This is a genomic window from Streptomyces sp. ISL-87 (assembly GCF_018614095.1).
Lineage (GTDB): Bacteria > Actinomycetota > Actinomycetes > Streptomycetales > Streptomycetaceae > Streptomyces.
Genome location: NZ_JAGGOY010000028.1, coordinates 17,230 through 40,234, shown reverse-complemented (window position 1 = coordinate 40,234; position 23,005 = coordinate 17,230). Strand labels below are relative to the sequence as shown.

General features: G+C 69.9%; 17 protein-coding genes. 8 read left to right on the top strand and 9 right to left on the bottom strand.

Annotated features, from left to right (window positions below):
• Position 1 precedes the first annotated feature (1 nt).
• Positions 2–2,410, bottom strand: a complete 2,409-nt coding sequence (locus tag J7I97_RS10270) for an FG-GAP-like repeat-containing protein (RefSeq protein WP_214933039.1) — start codon at positions 2,408–2,410, stop codon at positions 2–4.
• Positions 2,411–2,543: 133 nt separating this feature from the next.
• Here J7I97_RS10270 and J7I97_RS10265 point away from each other — a divergent pair, with 133 nt between their 5' ends.
• Both J7I97_RS10265 and J7I97_RS10260 read left to right on the top strand, forming a co-directional pair.
• Positions 2,544–3,776: a hypothetical protein gene (locus J7I97_RS10265; RefSeq protein WP_214933196.1), complete on the top strand. Its 1,233-nt coding sequence runs from the start codon at positions 2,544–2,546 to the stop codon at positions 3,774–3,776.
• Between the two features lie 352 nt (positions 3,777–4,128).
• On the top strand, positions 4,129–4,662 hold the full coding sequence (locus J7I97_RS10260; RefSeq protein ID WP_214933037.1) for a hypothetical protein: 534 nt from the start codon (positions 4,129–4,131) through the stop codon (positions 4,660–4,662).
• A 308-nt stretch (positions 4,663–4,970) separates the two neighbouring features.
• Here the strand turns inward: J7I97_RS10260 and J7I97_RS10255 are convergent, their stop codons facing one another.
• The 8 genes from J7I97_RS10255 to J7I97_RS10220 all read right to left on the bottom strand — a co-directional run bounded on the left by J7I97_RS10255 (position 4,971) and on the right by J7I97_RS10220 (position 14,400).
• Positions 4,971–6,209: an MFS transporter gene (locus tag J7I97_RS10255; protein ID WP_214933035.1), complete on the bottom strand. Its 1,239-nt coding sequence runs from the start codon at positions 6,207–6,209 to the stop codon at positions 4,971–4,973.
• Positions 6,206–7,435, bottom strand: coding sequence for an ATP-grasp domain-containing protein (locus J7I97_RS10250; RefSeq protein ID WP_214933033.1), 1,230 nt, complete (start codon positions 7,433–7,435; stop codon positions 6,206–6,208). Before J7I97_RS10250 ends, J7I97_RS10255 begins: the two co-directional genes overlap by 4 nt.
• Before the next feature lie 38 nt (positions 7,436–7,473).
• Positions 7,474–8,601 carry a peptidogalycan biosysnthesis protein gene (locus tag J7I97_RS10245; RefSeq protein ID WP_214933031.1) on the bottom strand — a complete coding sequence of 376 codons (1,128 nt, stop codon included), beginning with the start codon at positions 8,599–8,601 and terminating at the stop codon, positions 7,474–7,476.
• Between the two features lie 112 nt (positions 8,602–8,713).
• Positions 8,714–9,610 (bottom strand): homocysteine S-methyltransferase family protein, encoded by an 897-nt coding sequence (locus J7I97_RS10240; RefSeq protein WP_214933029.1) that lies wholly within the window; start codon positions 9,608–9,610, stop codon positions 8,714–8,716.
• On the bottom strand, positions 9,607–10,401 hold the full coding sequence (locus J7I97_RS10235) for a hypothetical protein (protein ID WP_214933027.1): 795 nt from the start codon (positions 10,399–10,401) through the stop codon (positions 9,607–9,609). The genes J7I97_RS10240 and J7I97_RS10235 overlap by 4 nt, the downstream gene beginning before the upstream one ends.
• Positions 10,402–10,669: 268 nt before the next feature.
• Positions 10,670–11,278 carry an isochorismatase family protein gene (locus tag J7I97_RS10230; protein ID WP_214933025.1) on the bottom strand — a complete coding sequence of 203 codons (609 nt, stop codon included), beginning with the start codon at positions 11,276–11,278 and terminating at the stop codon, positions 10,670–10,672.
• Positions 11,279–11,419: 141 nt separating this feature from the next.
• On the bottom strand, positions 11,420–12,403 hold the full coding sequence (locus J7I97_RS10225) for a GlxA family transcriptional regulator (RefSeq protein ID WP_214933023.1): 984 nt from the start codon (positions 12,401–12,403) through the stop codon (positions 11,420–11,422).
• Positions 12,404–12,543: 140 nt separating this feature from the next.
• The gene (locus tag J7I97_RS10220; protein ID WP_214933021.1) at positions 12,544–14,400 is read right to left on the bottom strand and encodes a M1 family metallopeptidase; all 1,857 of its coding nucleotides are present in this window, start codon (positions 14,398–14,400) and stop codon (positions 12,544–12,546) included.
• 319 nt (positions 14,401–14,719) lie between these two features.
• On the opposite strand from J7I97_RS10220, the gene J7I97_RS10215 reads away from it, so the two are divergent.
• The 6 genes from J7I97_RS10215 to J7I97_RS10195 all read left to right on the top strand — a co-directional run bounded on the left by J7I97_RS10215 (position 14,720) and on the right by J7I97_RS10195 (position 22,508).
• Positions 14,720–15,586 carry a DUF3626 domain-containing protein gene (locus tag J7I97_RS10215; protein ID WP_214933019.1) on the top strand — a complete coding sequence of 289 codons (867 nt, stop codon included), beginning with the start codon at positions 14,720–14,722 and terminating at the stop codon, positions 15,584–15,586.
• Between the two features lie 113 nt (positions 15,587–15,699).
• Positions 15,700–16,314 (top strand): alpha/beta fold hydrolase, encoded by a 615-nt coding sequence (locus tag J7I97_RS10210; protein ID WP_214933018.1) that lies wholly within the window; start codon positions 15,700–15,702, stop codon positions 16,312–16,314.
• A 62-nt stretch (positions 16,315–16,376) separates the two neighbouring features.
• Positions 16,377–16,505: a trypco2 family protein gene (locus J7I97_RS39530; RefSeq protein WP_285441190.1), complete on the top strand. Its 129-nt coding sequence runs from the start codon at positions 16,377–16,379 to the stop codon at positions 16,503–16,505.
• Between the two features lie 50 nt (positions 16,506–16,555).
• Positions 16,556–21,118: a TIR domain-containing protein gene (locus J7I97_RS39875; protein ID WP_214933016.1), complete on the top strand. Its 4,563-nt coding sequence runs from the start codon at positions 16,556–16,558 to the stop codon at positions 21,116–21,118.
• Positions 21,119–21,240: 122 nt separating this feature from the next.
• Entirely contained in the window at positions 21,241–21,657 is a 417-nt protein-coding gene (locus J7I97_RS10200) for a tyrosinase cofactor (protein WP_214933014.1), read from the top strand.
• Positions 21,654–22,508: a tyrosinase family protein gene (locus J7I97_RS10195; protein ID WP_214933012.1), complete on the top strand. Its 855-nt coding sequence runs from the start codon at positions 21,654–21,656 to the stop codon at positions 22,506–22,508. Before J7I97_RS10200 ends, J7I97_RS10195 begins: the two co-directional genes overlap by 4 nt.
• Positions 22,509–23,005: the final 497 nt, after the last annotated feature.

Below are 23,005 nucleotides of genomic sequence, written 5' to 3'. Positions count from 1 at the left end.
GTCAGAACGGGTACTCGACCTTTCCGGGGCTGGGCTTCTGGACTTCGTAGCGGGATCGGAAGGGGGCGCGCCAGTCGCCTGTGCTGTGGTAGACGTACAGCTTGTCGGCTGAGTAGCCCAGCAGATCGGGGCGACCGTCACGGTTCGCATCGCCAATGGCGACGAGGTGGGTATACGCGTTCCAGCCGCCGCCGATCTTCACACGGCTCGCGAACGTGCCGTCGCTCGTGCCCATGTACAGCCAGAGCACACCGTCCTTGTCCCGGGCGACGAGGTCTCCGCCGGGGCCCCCGGCGATGTTGCCGACGGCGGTGACCTGGTTGTAGATGCCCCAGCCGGTACCGGCCTTCACGCGGGGGGAGAAGGGGGCGGTGGTATTGCCGGTGCCCTTGTACAGCCACAGTCCGCCGGTCTTGTCCGTGGCGAGCAGATCGGGTTTGCCGTCACCGCTGAGATCGCTGCCACCGGTGAGCTTGTCGTATGCATTCCAGCCGCCACCGATTCGCTTGCGGGGCAAGTAGGGCGAGTCGGGGCTGCCGGTACCTTCGTAGAACCAGAGCACGCCGCTCCTGTCTCGGGCGACCATGTCAGCGGCGGCCGACCCGCCGAGGTTCCCCGGTACTGCCAGCCGGTCGTAGATCTGCCATCCAGTGCCGATCTCCGAGTTCGCCGAACTGAACAGTCGGCCGAACTCAGCGCGGTAGCTGTGGTCATACCTCGTCAGCCGGCCTGAAGGATCAACGGAGAGCAGATCCGGGGTGCCGTTGTCCGAGAAGTCGTGCGATGCGGGCCCACGGACTACCTCGAGGGCACCGGAAGCCTCCGCCACGGGGCCGATTCCGTTGAGGGGAGTGGCGCTGATCCGCCAGGTGTAGGCCCCCGAGTACGCGGTGACGTACTCGCCGGATTCGCCGGCCTTGCGATCGAATACGCCCCGCCACTGCGCGGCAATGGTCCCAGGGCTGTAGTCATAGTTTGGCTCGGCATAGACCGTGGATCGCCTCTGGGTTGCGGTGTGGGTCAGTTCGATCACCAAGCGCACGTTGCGGCGGTTGAGCCTCGACTCCAGAAGAACCACGGGATTGCGGTCGAGATCGACTACCGCGGGTACGTTGTGGCCCAGGAGGGAGACGCTCGTCGCCTCACCGGTGCTCGCGAGCAGGTTCGCAACCGGGGTGCCGTCAGTGCCGAGGGAAATCCGGTACATGCCCTCGCCCTGGGTCAAGGTGCCGCCGCCCACTAGCAAGGTGCCGTCCGCCATCGATCCAGCGGCCGATGCGTGCTCCAGCAGCTTGACCGTGGCGCCGGTTTTCAACGAGCGTGCGGTCAGCGGGTAGAGGCGGCTCGGGCTGGAGGCCGAACCACCGCCCGGCTGGGCGTACATCAGCCAGTCGCCCAGCAGCGTGACCATGGCGCGTCCCTCGCCACCGAGCACGATGCGCTCCACGTCGCCGGCGCCCCTCCGTGCCACGGCGAGCGTGAGGCCGCTGGAGGAGGCGCTTTCGGTCCAGATCATGCGCTCCGGCGAGACAACGGCATCCGGGAGGTACGCAAAGCCGGAGGCGTCGCGGGTCTCGGTGACGACGCCTGAGGTCACGTCCACCAAGGCCAGGTGGTTCGCGGTGGATTCGGCCGTTCTGGTGGCATACATGATGAGCATGGCGCCGGCCGGTGCGTCTTGGTCGGAGCGTATGAACTCGGCGTCCTTGGGCAGACCCGTCACTGTGCGGTCCAGCAGCTTGCCGTTGGGCTTGCTGACGAGGTGGATGTCGGTACCGCCGGTCGAGTTGGCGACCGTCATGACGAGTGTGGAGCCGATGGTCCTGTTCAGCTGGTAGTCACTGCTGAGAGAGCTACGGTCGATCTCCACGGGAGCACTGGCGCCGGTCATGTCCCGGAAGGTGTAGAGATTTTCCTGCTCGATGAGGACCGTGTCCGACGTGGCGCCTCTGACTTGGCCCGGGATCACGGTGGTGGAGCGGTCCGCGAAGCGCGTCCACCGGTACGTGAACGTGGTGTTCGTTGCCCGCGTGTAGGTCAAGAAGCCTGTCGTTCCGACGCTGAGGAGCTGGGACTGGGGCGGTATCTGGATCAGGTCCCCCTGCTGTGCCGTAGCCGCGGTCGCTGCCGCGCCGTCGGCCAGTGCGGGTGCGGCGGCCGCCGGAACGGCGAAGGTGCCGACCGTGACAGCCAAGGCGGCTGTGACCGCCGAGGCGAGCAGGCGCCGAGACGCAGATGCGTGGTTCAAAACTTCTTCCTCACCAAGAGAACCGAGCGCAACGTGCGCGCTTCTCTGGGAGAGACCTTTGAACAGGCCTGGCGGTTGTACGAACAACTTCACCATCTCGGCCTTGAAGTCCGGCGCGAACTGCCGCCGATACCGCCGCTTCTCGTTCGGCGTGTTCTCCATCACGTGTCCGTCAAGCCGAACCGACCCGACCGGCACCAGCCCCCGCGCCCGGCGCCCGGCGCCCACGAAGGAGAACCCCTTGAGCCTCAAGCGCATTCGCACGTCCGCCGTCGGCGCCGTCCTCGCCGTATCCATGTCCATGGGATTCCTCTCGGTCTCCTCGGGCGCCGCGCACGCCGTCGCGTCGTGCAGCGGATACGTTTCGGTGTACGGAGTCCTGGCCGACGGAAGACTCACGTATTCGGCGATAGCGCCCAGCACCGGCGATCGCGTCCGGACGTTGATCGGCCCGAACCTCGGCTTCGCCCCGAAGGCGATGGCGACCCTGAACTTCAACACCGTCCTGGCCACCGACACCGCCGGAAACCTCTACCGCATCGATGTCCAGACCAACGCCACCTCCCTCACCCTGGCCGCCGTGGAGAAGATCTGGAACGGCGGCTGGACGTTCGACAAGCTCACCTACGACGGCCACGGCCACCTCTACGGAACCGTCGAGGGCCAACTGCACCAGTACGTGGTCTCGCAGGACAAGCCGCAAGGCTCCGCGCACATCGGCCAGCACGTGCTCATCGACACCGGCTTCGTCCTGAAGACCCTTGCGGCCGCCGGAGACGACCAGCTGATCGCCTCCACCGGCGACGGCCGGCTGCTCAGTTACAAGATCAACGGGGCGAACGACTGGGATCGTGCGGTACTCCAGTCCGACGGCTGGTCAGCCGTCGACTCTCTCTCGTCCCCTGGGGGCGGCCTCTACTACGGCCGGACCAACGGCGGACTGTACTGGTACGAGGACGCCGACCCGTTCGACGGCGACGGCGCGGACATGACCTACCACACCACCGACCCGGTCGACGCCTCCGGCTGGACCCAGACGATCCTGTCCGCCTCGGCCGGCAACTGCGCCTACGTGCCGCCGGCTCCGACCACGTCCACCCAGGGCGGCTCCATCACCCGCAGCGAGGTCCTGGTCCGCGGCAGGGACTGGTACCTCCGTGACGTGCACTACGACCAGGGTGCCACCGCCGTCGACGTGAACGGCGACGACTACTACCGCACCGATTGCTCCGGCTTCGTCTCCATGGCCTGGCACCTCACCACCTCCAAGACCACCTCCAACCTGAGCGACGTCAGCTCCACCATCTCCAAGAGCGCCCTGCGCCCCGGTGACGCCCTGAACTACCCGGGGGCACACGTGGTCCTGTTCGCCGGCTGGAAGGACCAGGAGGCGGGGACGTTCTACTACTACTCCGAATCCAACCCCACCGTGGACATGGAATACGGATCGGCGAACGTCTACAGCGGCTACATCTCCGGCCACCCGGCTTCCTCCTACGTGGCCATCCGCTACGACAAGATCGTCTGATCCTCCGGCCGGACACCCAGCACCGGACGACGCCCCACCCCCACGAATCGGGTGCGGGGCGTCGTTCGGTGCGGAGTGTCCTTGTCTTAGAGCAGGCCGCGCTCCGCGAAGTCCTCGACTTCATCCCACGTGAGGAACGTCCCCCCGGGGCTCGACCGCTTGGGGCTCTTCGGCTCAACGAAGGCCCGCACCGGCGAATGGTCGCCCTGCGAGTGAGCCAGCTGCGCCCGGCGCTCGGACAGGCATGGCCACCGCGCGTTTGTTCCGGCCGGGTCCAGGACACAGTCAGGAAATCCGGGCGATGGGCGTGGCGCGGCGGGAACAAAACGGGCGGTTTCGGCACCCTGGCGTCATGGACAACGGAGATCGGAGTGCTCAGCTCCAGGCGTCGGCGCGCGGCTGGCTGACGGTCCAGCTGGCGGTGCTGGGGTTCGTCGGGCTGTGTGGGGCATTGAAGAGCGGTGGGGGAACCTCCGCGCCCAGGGATGTGGAAGTGGTGGCCGGGGTGCTGGTTCTGCTCGCGCTGGCACTCGCCTGCCTGGCGACGTATCTGGTCGGGCGCACCGCCTGGCCGCTGCTGGGGGCACGGGGCGAGGGCGACATCAGCGTTGAGCGGGCGGGGCGGCGGCTGCGGCTGGGGCTCGTGCTGACCTTCGTGGCCGTCGCGTTGGTGGCTGCTGCGGCCGCCGCCGCGTGGTGGCCGCAGCCGGAGCGGCCGGCCGGGGCCGCCGGGCTCGTGGAGGTCACGGCCTCCACGGGCACGTGGTGCGGCACGCTCGGGAGCCCGGGCCAGGAGGGCGCGATGCGGTTGCGCGTATCGGGTCAGGCCGTGGACATCCCCGTCGCGGACATCACGGCCGTGTCCCCGGTCGCCGACTGCGCCTGACGGGCTGCGCCCCCACGGCGTTCCCCGGCTCGGCGTACCCCCTCCCCCATCTGGCGGTGACGGAGCCTGACAGGGCGGCGGCGCCGCCTCACCGTCCACACTCCTGGGGATGCGCGAGCTCTTCTACCGCCTCGCCGAAGGACTCGGAGTGGGGGTCCTCCACGACGAACTCGTCGGCGAGAGGGTCCTCAGTGGCCAGCTCCGGGCGCGACCCGTCAGCTAGCCTCCCCGGCACCCGCCACCGGCGCCGCGGGCGTCCGAGCGGAGCCGTCCCCTCCCGAGGTCATCGCTCCGGCTCGGCCGTCAGCTCAGGCAGGGGCCGGCGCAGGGGCCCGGGTGCGGGCGAGGAGGGCGCTGAGGAGGGTGCCCAGCAGGGCCACGGCCGCGAAGGAGATCCAGAACGCGGAGGCCGAGGCGACCAGCAGCCAGGAGCCGGCGACCGGGACGACCACCGAGGCGAGGGACCAGGACGACTGGTAGACCGACATGCAGGTGGCCTCCGTGCCGGGTTCGGCGAGGTCCGAGGCGTAGCCGTCGCTGGCCGGGGCGATCACGATCTCACCGAGGGTGTAGACCGTCATCGCGACCAGCGCGAGGGTCACCGCGGCCGCCGGCCACGCCGTGTCCCGCAGCGGGGCGATGAGGGCGAAGCCGAGGCCGGACGCGGCGTACAGGGCGCCGCCGAAGAGCATCATCCGCGGGGCGGCCCGGTCCGCCGTGCGCTTGACCAGCGACTGCTGGAACAGCACGACGAGGCCGCCGTTCACAGCCAGCACGGTACCCGCCGCCCAGCCGTCCAGCCCGGCGTGGTCCACGAGGTACAGACCGGTGAACATCGACACTACGGTGGCGCACACCGTGAAGCAGGTCTTGGCGGCGCTTAGCAGCGCGAAGCCGGGCAGGCGCAGCACCCGCAGGGCTCCGCCGTCGGCCGTCCCCCGCTCCGGCTCGTCCTGGGCGGCCGGGGCCGGGGCGCCCGCCTGTCCGCGCAGCCGCAGCAGCACCACCGTGGTCACGGCGAAACTGGCCGCGTTGATCAGCACGATCACCCGAAGGCCGGTCGCGCTCTGCGCCGAGGCCAGCACGCCGCCGACCAGGGACCCCAGACACAGCCCGATGTTCCGGGCCCAGCCGACGGTGCTGAACGCCCGCCGGGCCTCGGGGCCGCGCGCCAGCCGGGCGATCGTGGCGCCGAGCGAGACCCACACCGCCTTGTCCAGTACGGCGGACAGGACCAGCGCGCCCACGGCCACGGGGGCGGGCAGGGTCACCGCGTAGAGGACGAACAGCGGGGCGCGCACGGCGTTGCCCGCGATGAGCGAGCGCATCGAGCCGTACCGCTGTACCAGGCGCCCCAGCGGCGCGCTCGCCACGATCAGCGCCAGGTTCGCCACCGTGAGCGCGCTGCCAACGGTCCCGACGCCCAGGTCCTGCACCCGTACGAAGTACAGCAGCGCGAACGGCATGAACATCCCCGAGCCCACCGCGTCGACGATCATCGCCGACACGAAGAGCCGGGGCAGCGGCCCCTCCCCCGTCCGGCTCACGCGTCGGGCAACTTCGTCAGGCCGAGGACGTCGAGCAGCCGGGAGTTCGCCTCGGAGAGCTGGGTGAGCAGGTCACCTCGGTCCGGGCCACTGCCCAGGACGTAGCCGGACCGCCACCAGTTGGCGTCCACGCTGCCCAGGGTCGTGCCGGGCGGCAGCAGGCGCTCGGCGTGCGAGACGAGCGACAGTCCGTCGCGCACGCCCGCCATGGTGGGGGCGTCCGCGATGGTGCCGGTGGCCGCCACGAACTCCACCGCCGCCACCTGCGGCGTGAAGTCCGTCCGGGGGCGCGCGGGGTCCTGCGCGCCGAGGGCGACCGAGAGCGCGGCGTCGTACAGGTCCAGCCCGGTGGCCCGCAGCAGCACGTCGCTGATCAGACCGCCGGCGGGACGGAAGGCCGCCTCGATCAGGTGCCAGCGGTCACCGTCGTGCTTGGCCTCCAGGTGCAGCACGGCGCTGTCGATGTCCAGCGCCGCCACGACGTTCTCGACGAAGCGGGTTGCCGAGGGGCCCAGTTCGGCCTGGACGGCGGGGTCGATGACGTGCCGGGTCTCCACGAACGACGGCGGCGCGGTGCAGGTCTTTTCGGTGACCCCGACGAACAGGGTGCGCCCGCCCGACACGACGGCTTCGAGGGACACCTCGGGCCCCGGCACGAAGTGCTCGACGAGGGCCTGCGGCTGACCGGTCGTGTTCATCACGGCCGAGATCGCGTCGGCGAGCTCGGCCGGGTCGGACACCCGGCGGATGCCGAGGCTGGCCGCGCCGTCGACGGGTTTGACGATGACCTCGCCGGACGGCGCCGAACGCAGGAGTTCAGCGGCCTCCTCGGCGTCCGAGGTGAGGACGAAGGGCAGCTCCGCCCCGGTGCCGGCCAGTCGGCGCCGTACGTCGGCCTTGTGGGACAGGTCCTCGGCCACGGCCACGCCGGCGCCCGGCAGGCCCCACTCCTTCGCGAGCCGGGCGGCGACCCGGGTGCCCCAGTCGGTGAGGGCCAGCACGCCGTCCACCCGGCCGGCCAGGGAGTCCAGGAGATGCAGGTCGGGACCCGGGTCCTGGTGGTCCGTCAGGCGCCAGGCGTAGTTTTCGGTGGCCAGGCGGTCGTAGCGGGAGTAGGCGGTCTCGTCCACGAGGATCGTGTCGACACCTCTGCGCTCCGCCGCTGCGAAGAATCGTTCACGCAGCGGTCCGATGCCGATGATGAGGACGGTGGGACGTGTGTTCAAGGCGACCTGAATCCTTCGGGGGGTGGCAGGAGGGACGGCTACGGGCGTGCGGCGAAGGCCGCGTCCGTACGACGTAGCAGTGCGCCGTGCGCGGCGGCGGCGGGCGGTACGGCGCTCAGCAGCGGCTGAGCCGTGGCACCCCTGCGCAGTTTGGGGGTCCCGTTGCCGGTGCCGAGCAGCACCCGGGAGGCTCCCGTGCTGCGGGCCAGCCGCATGGGCAGGTGGTACGCGACGTGGAAGTACGCGCCGATGTCCTCGCTGCCGGGGCCGAGCCCGACCATGCGCAGCAGGACGTCGCGGGTGCCCAGCACCAGGGTGGCGCTCGCGACGGCCCGGCCGTCACGGTCGCGGACCAGTGCCACGGCGTAGCGGGGGCCGAAGGCGGTGCGCAGCCGCTCGTTCACGCGCAGCAGGCGGCCCGGGTCGCCGGGGATGCCGTGCTTCTCGTCGGCGCACGCCTCCAGCAACGCGACCTCCTGCTGGATCGCGTCGGTCACGGTGTCGCCCCGGTGGATCTCGGCGGCCGCGCCGGCCGCGTCCAGGGACGCCAACTCCCGCCGCAGCTGGCGGCGTCGGTCCGCCGGGAAGCGGCCGAGGTAGTCGGCCTCGTCGGCGCCGATTTCCTCGATGAGGAAGTACCGGTCGGTGACGCCGACGTGCCAGCCGCGTTCGCGCAGGACCGGCAGCACCGGGTTGGTCTCGTCGAGGTGGAGGAAGGTGAGCAGCCGGCCCTGGGCGCCCGCGTGCTCCTCCAGGGCCGTCACCAACGCGTCCGCGTCGAAGTCCGCGCCGTTCACGGGGATCTGCTGCTCGGGGATGCGTGCGGGGAAGACGGACTGTCCGTACCCGAGGGCGCAGACGTTCAGCTGACGCAGCCCCTCGGCCCGGGCCTCCTTGAGGTCCGCCTCCGGCTGTGTCACGTCGCGGCCCGTACCGGCCACGATGCCGGTGCAGTTCATCCGGGGGAAGCCGGTGTGGTCGTCCTGGGCGCGCACCGCGCAGGCCGCGCCGGCGGCCGTGGCCTCCAGGAAGCGCACGCCGTCCTCGGGCCACCGGTTCGCGGTGAGCCACGCGGTCGAGGCCCTGGGGTCCGCCGGATCGGCGCTCCAGTAGCGGGCGGACAGGCCGTCCACGGTTGCGTACTCCCTGAGCGTCACCGTCACCACGCCGCGTCTCCCGCTTCTTCGCGCACCTGGCCCCACCGCGCCCCTGAGGCGGGGGCCTCCCCACCTCGGGAAGCGTAGTCGAGGTGATCCTCCGGGCCACGCGCGGGGAATGTCACGAGGCCGCCCCCGCGAGGTGCTTGGCGGCCAGGGCGCTGATGTGCTCGGGTGCGGTTCCGCAGCAGCCGCCGACGAAGCTCAGCTCGAACTCCGCGGCCCAGCCGTACGTCAGGTCGGCGAAGGCGGCGGGCGACAGCGCCGGGGGCAGGGAATGCGCGCTGTGCTCCCACTCATCGAGCGCTGCGCGGTCCTCCAGGTTCGGGTAGACGCCGACGGACGCACCGAGGCCGGAGAGCAGTTCCAGGGCGCGCGGAACGGCCGCGTGGGGCAGGCAGTTGACGGACACGGCGCTCGCGCCGGCCTCGACGCAGGCCAGTGCCGCGTCACGGAGGGCGTCCCCGTCGGGGAGCGTCGCCTCGTCGGTGACGACGAAGCTGACCCAGGCCGTCAACCCGCGCTCGGCGGCGGCCTCGACGGCGATCACCGCCTCACGACGCGTGCACTGGGTCTCGACCAGGACGAGATCGGCCTCCGAGTCCGCCAGGACTGCGGCCATCCACCGGTGTTCGCGGCGCAGGGAGTCCTGGTCCGGGGTGAGGGCCGGGGTGTAGCAGTCCTCCACCGGGGCGACCGAGGCGGCCACCAGGGCGTGCGGCGCACCGGCGGCCCGGCGCGCCCGTACGGCGCAGCCCACGGCCCGGTGGACGTAGTCGGCCCGCTCGGCATCGGCCACGCCCATGCGGGACAGCGCGCGGGCGTTGGTGCGGAAGGTGTTGGCGGTGAGGATGTCGCTGCCGGTCCGCAGGAACTCCGCATGGACGCCCACCAGCGCGTCCATGCCGGCCTCGTCACGCAGCGCCGCACTGGTCAGCCAGGGTTCGACCATGGGAATTCCGGCCGCTTGCAGACCGGTTGCCGTACCGCCGTCGAGGATTCTCGGACGCGAACTCATACCAACTCCTCGCAATGTTCCACAGCATCGTGCGCAGCGCTCTGCGCGCGGCCCCACTCCAGAAATTCCGCAACCCATTCGGAAGGCATCAAATTGACCTTCTGATCGGCGAACGGGCGCTCCGACGGGGTTATCCAGTCTTCGTCACCACGGCACGGAACAGAGCCGTCCGGCCGGAGGATGTGCGGGCCGTAATAGAACCAGGAAATCTGCCCGACGAATTCGTTGAGGACGGCTCCGTGGACCTCCGGGGAAAACATGCTCAGGTGCGCGTAGGCCACGGAGAGCTCGCCCCGGAGGTTGAACGGGGCCCGGACCAGATAGTGCCCGAAGAAGTCGTGGGTGGCCCGCAGGATGTCGTTGTGGAAGGCCTCGGCGCCGTCGATCTCGACGCCCGACCGCAGCAGGAGCGGGTTGTCCGGGTCCTCGTAACCCTCCGGGCCGTGCCCGTGCTCGGTGGGGTAGACGTACAGGTCCTCACCTGCGTCCAGGGCTTCACAGAGCTCCCGGGACGTGCCGTAGGGCTGTCCGGGACGTCGGTATAAGCGGACCCTCACTCCCATGTCGGTCATACAGGAGAGCTGAGCCCGCGCCTCGTCCGCCATCCGCAGGTACTGGCGGCGCACCTGGGGATCGTTGGGCCGGTGCGCTTGTTCATGGAAACGGTGCGCTATCTTCCGGACAAGGTCCTCCGGAATATCGGAAGACTCGAATCCGGAATGCAATCGCCCGCTGTCCATACTGGCGCGACGTAGATAGGCCCGAGCGACCTCACGAACATCGACGACCATGCAGATACCCCCCGAGGGCGCCCGTTCGGAAAAGATTCCGTTCACACTCCAGTTACAAAGCAGATCATGATCGACAGCGCCCGATTCTACAAGCCACACATACGGGACATCGCAGGTATACGGGGATCAAAAAATTGGTCGACATCATGTCTGGAATGCGCTACCGGGGGATTTATCCAGTGAATCTCGAGCCGTTTCACGTACTCTTCACAAGCGGATTGTCCGATGGTGGAGGACCAGCCCGGAGCCGGGCTGGTCCTCCAAGGGGTCAGTGGCCGGCGGTGAGGTCGTTGACGGTGGGGGCGATGGTGCCGAAGAGGTCGCTGATGGTGGTCAGGGCGGCTGCCTGAAGGGTGGCTGCGGGAAGAACGGTGCCGTCGGGGGCGGGCAGCGGGCGAGTGGCGGTGGCTTCGGCGACGACGGTGGGGCGGTAGCCCAGGTTGAAGGCGCCCTCGGCGGTGAAGGTGACGCACATGTGGGTCATGAAGCCGGCCAGCACCAGCTCCGTCCCGGCCCCGAGCTCGCGCAGGGTCTTCTCCAGCTCGGTGTCATGGAAGGCGTTGGGGAACCGCTTGACCACGACGGGTTCCCCGTCGAGGGGGGCGACCTCCGTGCTGATCGCGCCGATCTCGGCACGGATGTCGTAGGGGGTGTTCTCGCCGCCGTCGTTGACGATGTGGATCACCGGGGTGCCGGCGGCGCGGGCGGCGGCGAGCAGACGGGCACCGGCCGCCAGGGCCTGCTCGGCGCCTTCGAGGGCCATCACGCCGGTGCGGTAGGTGTTCTGAAAGTCAATCATGATGAGTGTCGTGTCAGCGAGCCGGGGCGGCTGGTTGTCGAGGCCGATCACGTCACGCAGGGTCGTGGAAGCGGTCATCAGGGGTTCCTTTCAACAGGGAGATGAAGGCACGGCGAAGCCGCGCCGGACACGGGCGTGGCCGGTCGGAATCAGGGGTTGGCCGCGAGTTGGCCGACGGGTCAGTCCGAGTCAGTCCGAGTCACTCGGACCCAGCCGGGGTCAGTCGGTGGTGCGGAAACGGCGGCGGTAGGCCGCCGGCGTGGTGCCGATCTGCTTGCGCAGTGCCCGGTGCAGGGTCTCGACCGAGCCGAGCCCGCAGGCGGCGGCGACCTCGTCCAGGGGCTGGTCGGTGCCCTCCAGCAGGCGGCGGGCCACCTCCACCCGGGCCGCCTCGACGTAGGAGGCGGGGCTGGTACCGGTCTCCTGGCGGAACACGCGGGCGAAGTGGCGCTCGCTCAGGTGCATCCGTGCCGCCAGGGCGGCCGAGGACAGGTCACCGTCGAGGTGGTCGGCGATGAACATCCGCAGTTCGTCGATGTCCCTGCGGGATGCGGGGGGCTGGCTCAGTGGAACCGAGAACTGGCTCTGTCCGCCTTGGCGCTTGAGGTACATCACCAGCTGTCGGGCCACCGCCAGCGCGACCTCCTCGCCCAGGTCCTCGGCCACCAGCGCCAGCGCGAGGTCCATACAGGCGCTGATCCCGGCCCCGGTCCACACCTTCCCGGACCGCAGGAAGATCGGATCCGGGTCCACCGTCACCGCGGGATGGTCGGCGGCCAGCTGTGCGGCGGTCGACCAGTGCGTGGTCGCGGTCTTGCCGTCCAGCAGCCCGGCGGCGGCCAGCAGGTGCGCGCCTACGCACACCGACGCCACCCGGCGGGCCTGCGGCGCGGTCGCCCTGACCCACTCCACGACCTCCCGGTCGATCCGGGCGACCGGGCCGCCGGGGCTCAGGTCGACCGCGCCGGGAACGAGCAGTGTGTCCAGCACCCCGCCGACCTCGGCGAAGGACAGGTCCGCGATCAGACGGACACCGGCCGACGTGGTGACCGCCCCACGGGCCGGGCCCGCCAGCTGTACCTGGTAGCCCGCCCGGCCGGCGGTCTCCCGGTTGGCCAGCGCGAAGACCTCGGCGGGGCCGGTGACGTCGAGGAGGTCGACATCGGGGAAGACCGCGATGACGACACGGCGGGGAGAGGACATGCGTCCATCGTCACCTCCCTCACCGATGACCGCAATGACGGCTTTCTGTCACATCCGGCCACGGGCGCGTGGGAGGTCGCTGTCATCGGTTCGCCGCGGGTGACGCCAGGACGCGCCCACCGCGGCGAACCGATGCCGTGTCAGCCGTCGATGCGGTGCTGGGTCCAGAACGAGGTCAGGTCCGTGGTCGTGGCGGCCTGGGCGGCCGCCTTGAACTCGGCCGTGGTCGAGACGCCGTACCAGTGCGAAGTGGCGTAATCCTTAAGCAGCTTGGCCATGACGCTGTCGCCGAGGACGCGCCGCAGGTCGTGCAGCGCGCACTTGCCGTAGCCGTAGATGACGGTGGAGTACCGGGACGAGTGGGTGTCCCAATAGGCCATCGAGTTGGTGATCTTCTCCGACGTCGAGGCCCACGAGACGCTGTTCCAGCAGTTGGTGCCGGTCTTGTTCAGTGCCAGGTCGGTGGAGTAGTCGGTGAACGCCTCATCGAGCCAGGGGCTGTTGTACTGGTCGTCGCCGATGATGCCGTACCACCACTGGTGACCGATCTCGTGGGTGAGGGCCGTGGTGCTGACCAGGTCGAGGACGAACCCGGGGTATTCCATGCCGCCGAACCAGAAGTTGTTGTCGATCACCGCGTCCAGTTCACCGTACGGGTAGGCGCCGAACCTGGCGGCGTGGGCGTCCACGGCGGACTTGGCGGTGGTGAGCATCGACTGCGCGTCGGTCGAGCTGATGCCTGAGACGGAGTAGACGTTGACCGGCGTGCCGGCGGTCGATGTGCCTGAGATCTTGCTGAAGGGACCGGCCGCCCAGGCGAAGTCGCGGACCTTGGAGGCGGTGGCCTTCGTGATCGTACGTCCGCTGGAGCCGGGGGTGTCGACCGAGGCGCCGGTGGCCGGTACCAGCAGGGTGCTCGGGTGGTCGAGGGCCACGCTGAAGTCGGAGGAGAGTGAGTAGAACGACTCACCGTTGTTGGTGTACGGGTCAAGGTGCCAGCCCGCCCCGTCCTTGACCGCGAGGACGGGCAGGGCGTTGCCGATGAAGCTGAACGCCCCGTCGTGGCCGAACCGGTCGGCGCCGCTGGGCACGGTGATGCCCAGGTCGAAGCCGATCGTGGCGGTCTGCCCCTGGGTCAGAGGCGTCGGCAGGTCGATCTTGAGGGCCGTGCAGCCGACCGACAGGCCGCCCGCGATGCCACCGGTGACGTTGCTGACCGTGATCGGCATGGCGGAGCAGGTGCCGTGGTAGTTGTCCCACAGCCTCAGGTACACCTCGCTGAGCGCGGTGGAGGAGGCGTTGGTGAAGGTCGCGCTCTCGTGGCCGGTCCAGACGGTGCCGCTCGTATTGCTGCTGAGGCTGACGGTGTACGAGGGTGCGGCCGGGGTGCGCGTGGAGTCCGCGGGCGGGACGGTGTCCCCGGAGGTGTTGAGGGCGATGTCGTCGACGACGAAGCTCGTCTGGAGGCTGGAGTCCTCGGTACCGGTGAAGGCGAGGCTCACGGTCTGGCCCGCGAACGCCGACACGTCGAACGACTTCTGCACGTAGCCGGTGTTCTTGTCGAGGTTCGAGTACGTGGCCAGCGTCGTGCTGCCGATCTTCGCCGTCAGCTTGTCGTACTTGGTGGACGAAGTCGTCTCGGCGGTGTCGATGTGCAGCCAGAAGGTGAGGGTGGCGGTGCTGCATCCCGACGGGATCGTGACGCTCTGGGAGAGCGTGTCGGTGTGCGTACTGCCGACGCCGTTCAGCCAGGCGAAGGTGGTGCCGCCGTGGGCGGTCTGACCGGCACGGCTGGTGATCACGCTGGCCGACGACTGGCTCCAGGGCGAAGTGCCGCTCTCGAAACCGCCGTTGGCGACGACCTGGGCCGGGGTGCAGGCGGCCGGCGAGGCCGTGGGAGGCGCGGCTGCCGCCGGGGTGACGGGGAGCCAGGCGGCAGCCAAAGCGGCGACGGCTAACAGGCTCGCGGCGAGGGCCTTGTGGGGGGTGGGTCTCACACGAAACTCCTTTGAGGGGGCCGGGATTCCGGCCAGCTCGGTGGCTGCCCGGCCGGCTTGGGTGCGCCGGGGGCAGCCGCGGACTGCGCGCATCGCTTGCGCGATCGCTGGGGTGAGATTTCTGCCGCGTCCCCCTGCGGTAAGGGCGACGACTGCCGGAAGCGTGGCAGATTTGACCGGAGCATGCCATCAGGAATGGGTGAAGATGTCCCGCCGCAGGCAATTCCAGGCTCGCTGCTCCCGGAGTTCGGTTGTCAGCGCGGCCCTCCACGCGGAAACCCGTGTGCACTCCTTGATCAGGTCACGAGACACTACGCAAATGAGCTCTGACGCCATCCAGACACGCCAGCAACGGGCCCTTGGGCATGTGGCCGCGCTGTCGTCCGGTCCGCCGGTGGAACCGACGCTGCGGGTGACACTCAACTTCCACCCGGACCGTCTGACACACGGCAGGCCGATCCTCGAGGCCCTGGCAGAGGGCGGTGTCTACCTCTCGCAATTCGTCACCGGAACGAGCAACGGCGGCCTGACCGCCTACGCCGGCGGTGACCGATGGCGTTGGGAGAGCCGGATCTTCAACGGCGCCTATGATGACGCGGCTGCTCAGGAGCGGCCCGTATACGGCGCGTTGAACTTCCGCGGCAAACCAGTGGGGGCCGCGCCGCGCTTCGGTTCCGCCCACTTCCGGCTCACCCCCCAGACGCTGGCGCGGACCACGTTCTGCTACCCGGACAGCTTTCTGGAGCCCTCGGACTTCGGCACCGCGGACCGCCTGGGGCTCATCGAGCTGGCCCTGGCCGACCGCCAAGACGCCCTCGACGACTACATAGAGGCGCAGGTGCACGGACCGGTCCGGCTGGACCGTGATGTCGAGGCGCTGGTCCTGGACCCGTGCTATCAGGGCACGGCCATCGAGGAAGCCGCCCGCCGTCTGCCGTGCCCCGTGGCATGGCACCCCGGATTCCGGCTCACCGTCGAGGAGCTGCGGCTGCATACCGCCTACCGTGGCCAGGAGTACGTCGACCTGGGCGCACGGATAGCCCTCGGGGGCAGACTCGATCCGCGCATCGTCGGAGACGCCGCCCGCGGCAGCCGCCATGACCCGCAAGCGGTCAAGAGGGTGTGGCACTACCTCGCACGCTACGGAGCGCCCCCACAACCGAAAGACGGGTCCTCAGCAAACTGACCACGTCTGTCTGGGAAGGAAGTGCGGAAGGTCGTCCATCGCTTCGGAGGGTATGAACACCGGTCGCGTGAGCAGGTGGTCGCCCGCACGCTGCACATCGATCACGACACCCAGTGTGTCTGACCCGGGGACCCCTGCGGACATGTAGGAGAGCTCCGAATAGGGCTCGCGGACCTCGGCTCGGTCGACCATCCACTGCGTCGACCACAACGCCGGCCAGCTACCACAAGCGGGGCTGGGGCGGCAGCACCCACACCCCGGGGCCGGTCAGCATCGCCGACCACGCCGCCGATGCCATCGCGCTGCTCGACCGGCTCGGCATCGACCGCGTTCATGTGGCTGGGCACTCCAGCGGCGCGGCCGTCGCCGCCCAGCTCGCCCAGGACCACGCCGACCGCATCGTCACGGTCGCCCTGCTGGAGCTCTCCCTGCCGCCAGCCGGTGCTGTCCGTACTCGGAAGCGATACCCGGCCGCTGTGGGTCGAAGTCGCCGAGTTCCTCCGCTCGACCGTGCCCGACGTAGAGGAGTACGTCGTCCACGGCGCGGGGCACCTCCTCCCCATCGAGCAGCCCCGGCCGGTCGCCGAAGCCACTGCCCGGTTCCTCGAACCTCACCCGATCACGTCCTGAGGCCGGACGCCGAACACCCGCTTCGAAACGGACATGCGTTCTCGGAAGTCCCCCCTCAAGGCGTGTTCCGCATAAGGCATCGTCGCGTCGGTGCGTAGCGCCTATCCTGCATTCGGACGATCCGATCCCCTGGCAGCCCTCCGGCCTTGAAGGAACCTCCGTGATTGAACTCGCTGAGCTGATCCGCGATTTGCGGGACGAATTGGACGAGGCCCTGGCGGTGGCTGCGGCGACAGAGCTGCGGTTCGAGAGGTTCGAAGGGTTCGAGACGGGCGTGCCCCGTCCGTGACGCCGCAGGTCTCTGCCGGAATCGACTCGGGCCGCGCCGCGCAGGTCATCGTGACGCGTTCAGACGGCTCACGCTCGCGGGGCTCGGGATACCGGATCACGTCCACCGTGGTGCTGACCGCCGGGCATGTCGTCCAGGACGCCGCATCGATCACCGTACGGTTCCCCGCGCGCCAGGACGCGGAATGGGTGACCGCCGCACGGGTCGAGTGGGCCGGAGTCGAGGTGGACGCCGCGCTACTGACGATCTCACCGCCGGCCGATGAGCCAGAGGAACAGGTCCCCGCCACATCGTTCGCCCGTCTGGGAGACCTCGACGTGGAGGTGGCCTGCAGCACGCTCGGTTTTCCCCGGTTCAAACTGCGTCGGGACGAAGCCCGGCCGGATCAGGGCGCGGGCGTGCGCCGGTACCGCGATTCCTGCCACCGCCTGGGACGTATCGCCGTGCTACCGGACCGTGGCGAAGGCACCCTGGAGATCCGGGTGGACCCGCCACAGGACGACGGCGACCGGCAGCACTCGCCGTGGGAGGGCATGGCCGGCGCTCCGGTGTTCGTCCACGGCTTCCTGGTCGGTGTGGTGGCCGAGCACCAGCGCGGAGACGGTGCCGGCACCCTCACCGCGATACGGGTCGACCGGTGGTACGCCCGACTCGATTCAGCGGAACTGGAGCCCCTGCGGGCCCTCGTCGGCCTGCCCGCGCGGGTGGAGGGCCTTCCGGAACTCCCGGGCGGCGGTTCGCGGCGCGCCGCCGGTGGCGCAGTCCGGGCACCCGCCGCGGCGGCGACCGCCTACGACGTGTTCCTCTCGTACAACTCCCAGGACCTGCATTCCGTACAGGAGATCGCCGACCAGCTCGAGGCGAGAGGCATTCGGCCCTTCCACGACGTGCGGCATCTCGTGCCCGGCACCCCGCTCCAGGAGTCCATCGAGACGGCGCTGATGGCCAGCGAGGCGGTGGCCGTGATCATGGGCGGCGCGGGACTCGGCCCCTGGCACGCGGAGGAGATGCGTATCGCGGTGGACCGGGCCATCCGGCAGCAGAGCGACACGCGCGTCATCCCGGTCCTGCTGCCGGGCGCCGATCTGGACGACCTGCCCCCGTTCCTGGCCCGCCGCCTGGCCGTGGACCTGCGTCGGGGCACGGGCGACCCGGTTGCCATGGATGCGCTGGTGGCGGGGGTACGAGGGCACGCGCCCGAGCGGCATGCCGCCCGGCTCCCGGACGAGCCGGCTCCCTACCCCAGCCTGCGTGCCTTCGACGCCACGGAGTCCGGGCTCTTCTTCGGCCGCTCACGAGAGACCCGCCAACTGGTGGAACGGGTGGGCCGGTCGGCCTTCACCGCGGTGGTCGGCGCCTCGGGTTCGGGCAAGTCCTCGCTGGTGATGGCGGGGCTGGTCCCCGCCCTGGGGGAGGAATGGCTGACGCTCACCATGGTTCCGGGGAGCCGGCCGATCCGGGCGCTGGCCGACGAGCTGGCGACCGCCTTCCCCGGGAGCGACGTACTGACACGGGCACAGCAGCTCGAAAAGGGCCTCAAGGAGTCACCGGAGGAGCTGGTCAAGACCGTCGGCACGTTCCTCCGCGGCCGTCCAGGCGCGAGGAAACTCCTGCTCGTGGTCGACCAGTTCGAGGAGCTGTTTACCTACTCCGCCAATCCCGGCGCCGTGACCGAGGGCGGGCCGGAGTTCATCGAGAGCCTCTGCCGGACGGCCCGGGCGGGCACCGGCCTCATCCACGTGGTGATCACACTGCGGGCGGACTTCATCCAGCCCTGTCTGGACTTCGGCGAGCTGCGCTCCCTGCTGGAATCCCACCAGCTGTTACTGGGGCCGCTGGACGCCGAGTCCCTGCGTGAGGCGACCCTGATGCCGGCCCAGTCCGTGGGCGCCCTCTTCGAACGGGGGCTGGTGGACCGGATCCTGAACGACATGCGCGGCAGGGTCGGCGCTCTGCCGCTGATGCAGACCGCCCTCGCGGAGCTGTGGCGGCGCCGCCGCGGCGTCTGGCTGACCCATGCGGACTACGACGCGATCGACGGGATCGGCGGCGCCCTGAACCAGCTCGCGGACCAGATGTTCGCCGAACTGACCGAACCGCAGCGCAGACTGGCCCGCCAGGTCTTCCTGCGCCTCGTCACGCTCGGCGAGGGTTCCGGACACACCCGCCGGCGTGTGCCCCGCCACGAACTCGACATCGTCAGCGCGGACCTCCACGAGATGGATCAGTTGCTGCTCAAGCTCTCGCACCGGGACGTGAGGCTGGTGTCCATTGACCGGGACACCGCCGAGTTGACGCACGAGGCGCTGATCGACGGCTGGGGGCTGCTCGGATCGTGGCTGCGCCAGAGCGAGTCCGATCTGCGTACGCACCGCCAGCTGAGTGAGGACACACAGCGCTGGCACAGCCACGGCAAGGACGACAGCTACCTCTACCGGGGCGTGCGGCTGGCCGGCGCCCGGGACTGGGCTGACCGCAACGGTGCGGACATGAGCCGCCTGGAGGCGGACTTCCTGGCGGCCAGCCGCGCGGTCGAGGAGAGCGCCCACGCACGGGCCCAGTCCGACCGGACGCTCGCGCGCTCCGGGCAGGCGATCTTCGAGTTGGAGAGCCGTCCCGAGGAGGCGCTCCTGCTGGCCTGCGCCGCCGCGTCCGACGCCCGTGAACTGCCGCTGGTGCAGCGTGCGATGTTCCGAGTCGTCGACGAGGCGGGGATCCGGCTGATCCTGCGCGGCCACACCGACCGGATCTCGTCCGTGGCCTGGCAGCGCTCCGGCGGTTTGATCGCGACGGGCAGCTACGACCGGACGGTACGGCTTTGGGACGCCGGCACCGGACGTCTGGTGTCCGTACTCGAAGGACACCTGGACTGCGTCACCAGCCTGGCATTCGACCGCTCCGGAGAGCGGTTGGTCAGCGGCAGCTGGGACGGGACCGCCAGGATCTGGGACCTCGCCTCGCTCACCGAGGCCGCCACGCTGACCGGCCACGGGGGCTGGGTCTCCTCGGTCACCTGGAGCCCGAGCGAGCAGTACATCGCCACCGGCAGCCAGGACAATACCGGCCGCATCTGGCGCGTCGCCACGGCCGAGACCGTCTGTGTGCTCAAGGGCCATACGGAGTGGGTGCGCTCGGTCGAGTGGCATCCCGATGAACGGACGGTCCTGACCGGCAGTTACGACCACACCGCTGCCCTGTGGAGCGTGCCGTCCGGCAAGCGCCTCGCCACCCTCACCGGACACGACGGCCCCGTCCCCGCCGTGTCGTGGAACGCCGACGGGAAGCGGGCCCTGACCGCGAGCGAGGACGGCACCCTGCGGCTCTGGGACATGACCGAGCGCACCTCGCTACGCCGCACGCGTGGTCGGATCACCTCGCTGCGCCGCATCCAGGTGCACACCAGCCCCGTCTACTGCCTGGCATGGTCGCCATCGGACCGCCTCGCCGCGACGGGAAGCGAGGACGGCCGCCTGCGGGTGTTCGACGTGGAGACCGGAATCCTCCTCAACACGCTGCCCGGACACACCGGTTGGGTGTCCAGCGTGGCGTGGAGCCCTGACGGCAGGACCCTGGTGTCCGGCAGCGAGGACGCCACCGCGCGGGTGACGTCCACGGAACCCGGTTTCACTCCCACCGTGGTCGGACAGCACAACGGCTGGGTGTCGGACGCGTCATGGCATCCGGACGGCCGACTCGCCGCGACCGCCGGCCAGGACGGAGTCGTCCGGATCTGGGACACCACGTCGGCCACCGAAGCCATGCAGCTCACGGGGGACCAGACTGGCGCCGTGGCGTGGAGCCCGAGCGGCGCCCGTATCGCCTGCGGCGGCTTCGACGGCGTCCTCAACATCAGGGACTCCGCCACCTGGAGCAAGACCTACACGCGCCGCCACGCACACGACGACCGCATCACCAGGCTCGCCTGGAGCCCCGACGAGGCGGTCCTGGCCAGCGGCAGCGAGGACGGCACGCTGAAACTGTGGGACACGGACACCTGGGAGGAAGTCGGCCGTCTTGAGAACGCGGAGCGGGTCGGCGGTGTGGCGTGGAGCCCGGAGGGAAATCAGCTCGTCGTCGCCGCCTGGCTGGAGGACGGCTACGTCTGGCGGCCCGACGCGTCCGCCGACGACGAGGCGATGATCCCGCTCCACGGCCACTCCGCCGCACTCCACGCCGTGGACTGGAGCAGGAGCGGTCGCCTGGTCCTCACCACCAGCGGCGACGGAACCGCCCGCATCTGGGATCCCGTCACAGGCCGGCAACGCTCCGTCCTGCCCGCCGGCGAGCCGCACGCGGCGGCCTTCAATCCCGTACGGCAGCAGGTGGTCACCGCCAGCCGGGACGGCGGTGTCCGGCTGTGGGACACCGCCGGTGACGCCGACCTCCTCGTCACGTTCCAGCACCCCGGCGCTCTCTTCGCGGTGGCCTGGCGGCCCGACGGCGACGCCCTGCTCACCGGCTGCGAGGACGGCCGCGTCCGCCTCTGGAAGGCGAACGTCGACGTCGTCTTCGAGGCGCTGCGGCAACGCGTGCGCGGCCTCTTCCCGGACGACGAGCTCCGCCGCCGACTCCCCGACTGGAACACGGCCGGCACGGGCCGTCCAGCACCGTGACGCCGGTCCGCGAGTTGACGGGCCGTCACCCACGTCCAGGTGCATCCGGGCGAAGCCCCTGGACCGTTGGATGTACGGGGCACTGATCAAATGTTCAGGCCCTTCTGATACCACTTCAGGCCATGAACAAGATCAGCCGCCGACAGGCTTTGGGCATCGCTGCCGGCACACTCACCGCCGTGGGACTGACCGTCGCCGTCATCGAGGCCTCCGCCACATCCTCGCCCGCCCCGGAAGCACAGGCGGCCAATACGTCCCCACCGGCGCCTTCCATACCCGTCGGCGGTATCGACGAGGTCTACCAGGGCCGCCGCATCCAGATCTCTCTCGGCGCGGGCGGGCACCACTCCCCCGGCATGCCCGTCATCAAAATAGACGGCAACGAGCTGCACATGATGCGCAACGCAGACGGCAGCTGGCTCAGCGTCGTCAATCACTACGAGACGTTTCCCGACCCCATCTCAGCCGCCCGTGCCGCCGTGCGCGACCTCCAGGGCGCCGCACTCGTCCCGTTCGGCCCCACGGGAGGCAAGTCATGACCGTCCGCAAGAATCAGGCCAAGCTCACCCCGGACGAGAAGCGCGCCTTCACGAACGCTCTGCTCGAACTCAAGCGCACCGGCGTCTACGACCGCTTCGTCACCGCCCACAACACCTTCCTGATGACCGATTCCGACTTCGGCGACCGGGTCGGCCACCGCTCCCCGTCCTTCCTCCCCTGGCACCGCCGGTTTCTGCTGGAGTTCGAGGCGGAGCTGCAGAAGGTGGATGCGAAGGTTTCGCTTCCGTACTGGGACTGGACAGTGGACCGCACCGCCAGTTCCTCGCTCTGGGCCGCGGACTTCCTCGGCGGCACCGGCCGAGTCCGGGACGGCCAGGTACTTGACGGACCGTTCGCGTACGCGGCAGGCAAGTGGGCCATATCGGGAGGGGTGGACCGCCGCCCGTACCTGCGTCGCGCGCTGGGCACGGCCGTGGCCGAGCTGCCGACCAAGGCCGAGGTGAACGCCGTGCTCGCCATGCCGGTCTACGACACGGCGCCCTGGAACAGCTCCTCGGACGGCTTCCGCAACCACCTGGAGGGCTGGCGCGGAGCCAACATCCACAACCGGGTGCACGTGTGGGTCGGGGGCCAGATGGCCAGCGCGGCCTCGCCCAACGACCCGGTGTTCTGGATGCACCACGCCTTCATCGACATGCTGTGGGCTGAGTGGCAGCACCGGCACCCGAAGTCCACGTACCTGCCCGGCGCGGGCACTGCGGACGTGGTGGACCTGAAGGACACCATGCGGCCGTGGAACAACGTGACCCCGGCCGACATGCTGGACCACCGGAAGTTCTACACCTTCGACACCGAAGCGGCCCCCGCGGGCGCCGGCGGCACGCGGTAGCGCGGTTCGGGGCGGCCGGAGCCGGCCGCCCCGGCCGCCTCCGGCCGCGGTCAACCCCGGTGCGACGAGCCGCGCTTCAATCAGGCCATCGTGAAATCCGGTCACGGCGTACAAGCCTCGCAGTACACAAGGTGTCGTACATGCGAACACGTATACGTCTACAGGCTTCCGGGGGATCCTTGAACACCGCGCACCACCGCACCCGCCGTACCCGACTCGCGTTCGTCGCCGGCATCGCCGTCCTCGCGAGCGTTACCGCTCCGCTGACCACAGCCACCGCGTACACCGCCGCCACCCCGGTTTCGAAGGCCGGCGCCGAGAACCCCGCACCGGTGACCGTCGTTCAGGAAGGCGGCCCCGCCGACGTCGCCACCGGCGATGTCCCGGCGTCGAAGGTCCGTTTCACCGCCACGCTGCCCGCGGGCTTCACCAGCGACGTCAAGGCCCAGCTGGTATTCACCCGGACTCCGGGAGCCGGCTGGGAGCCCCGGCAGGTG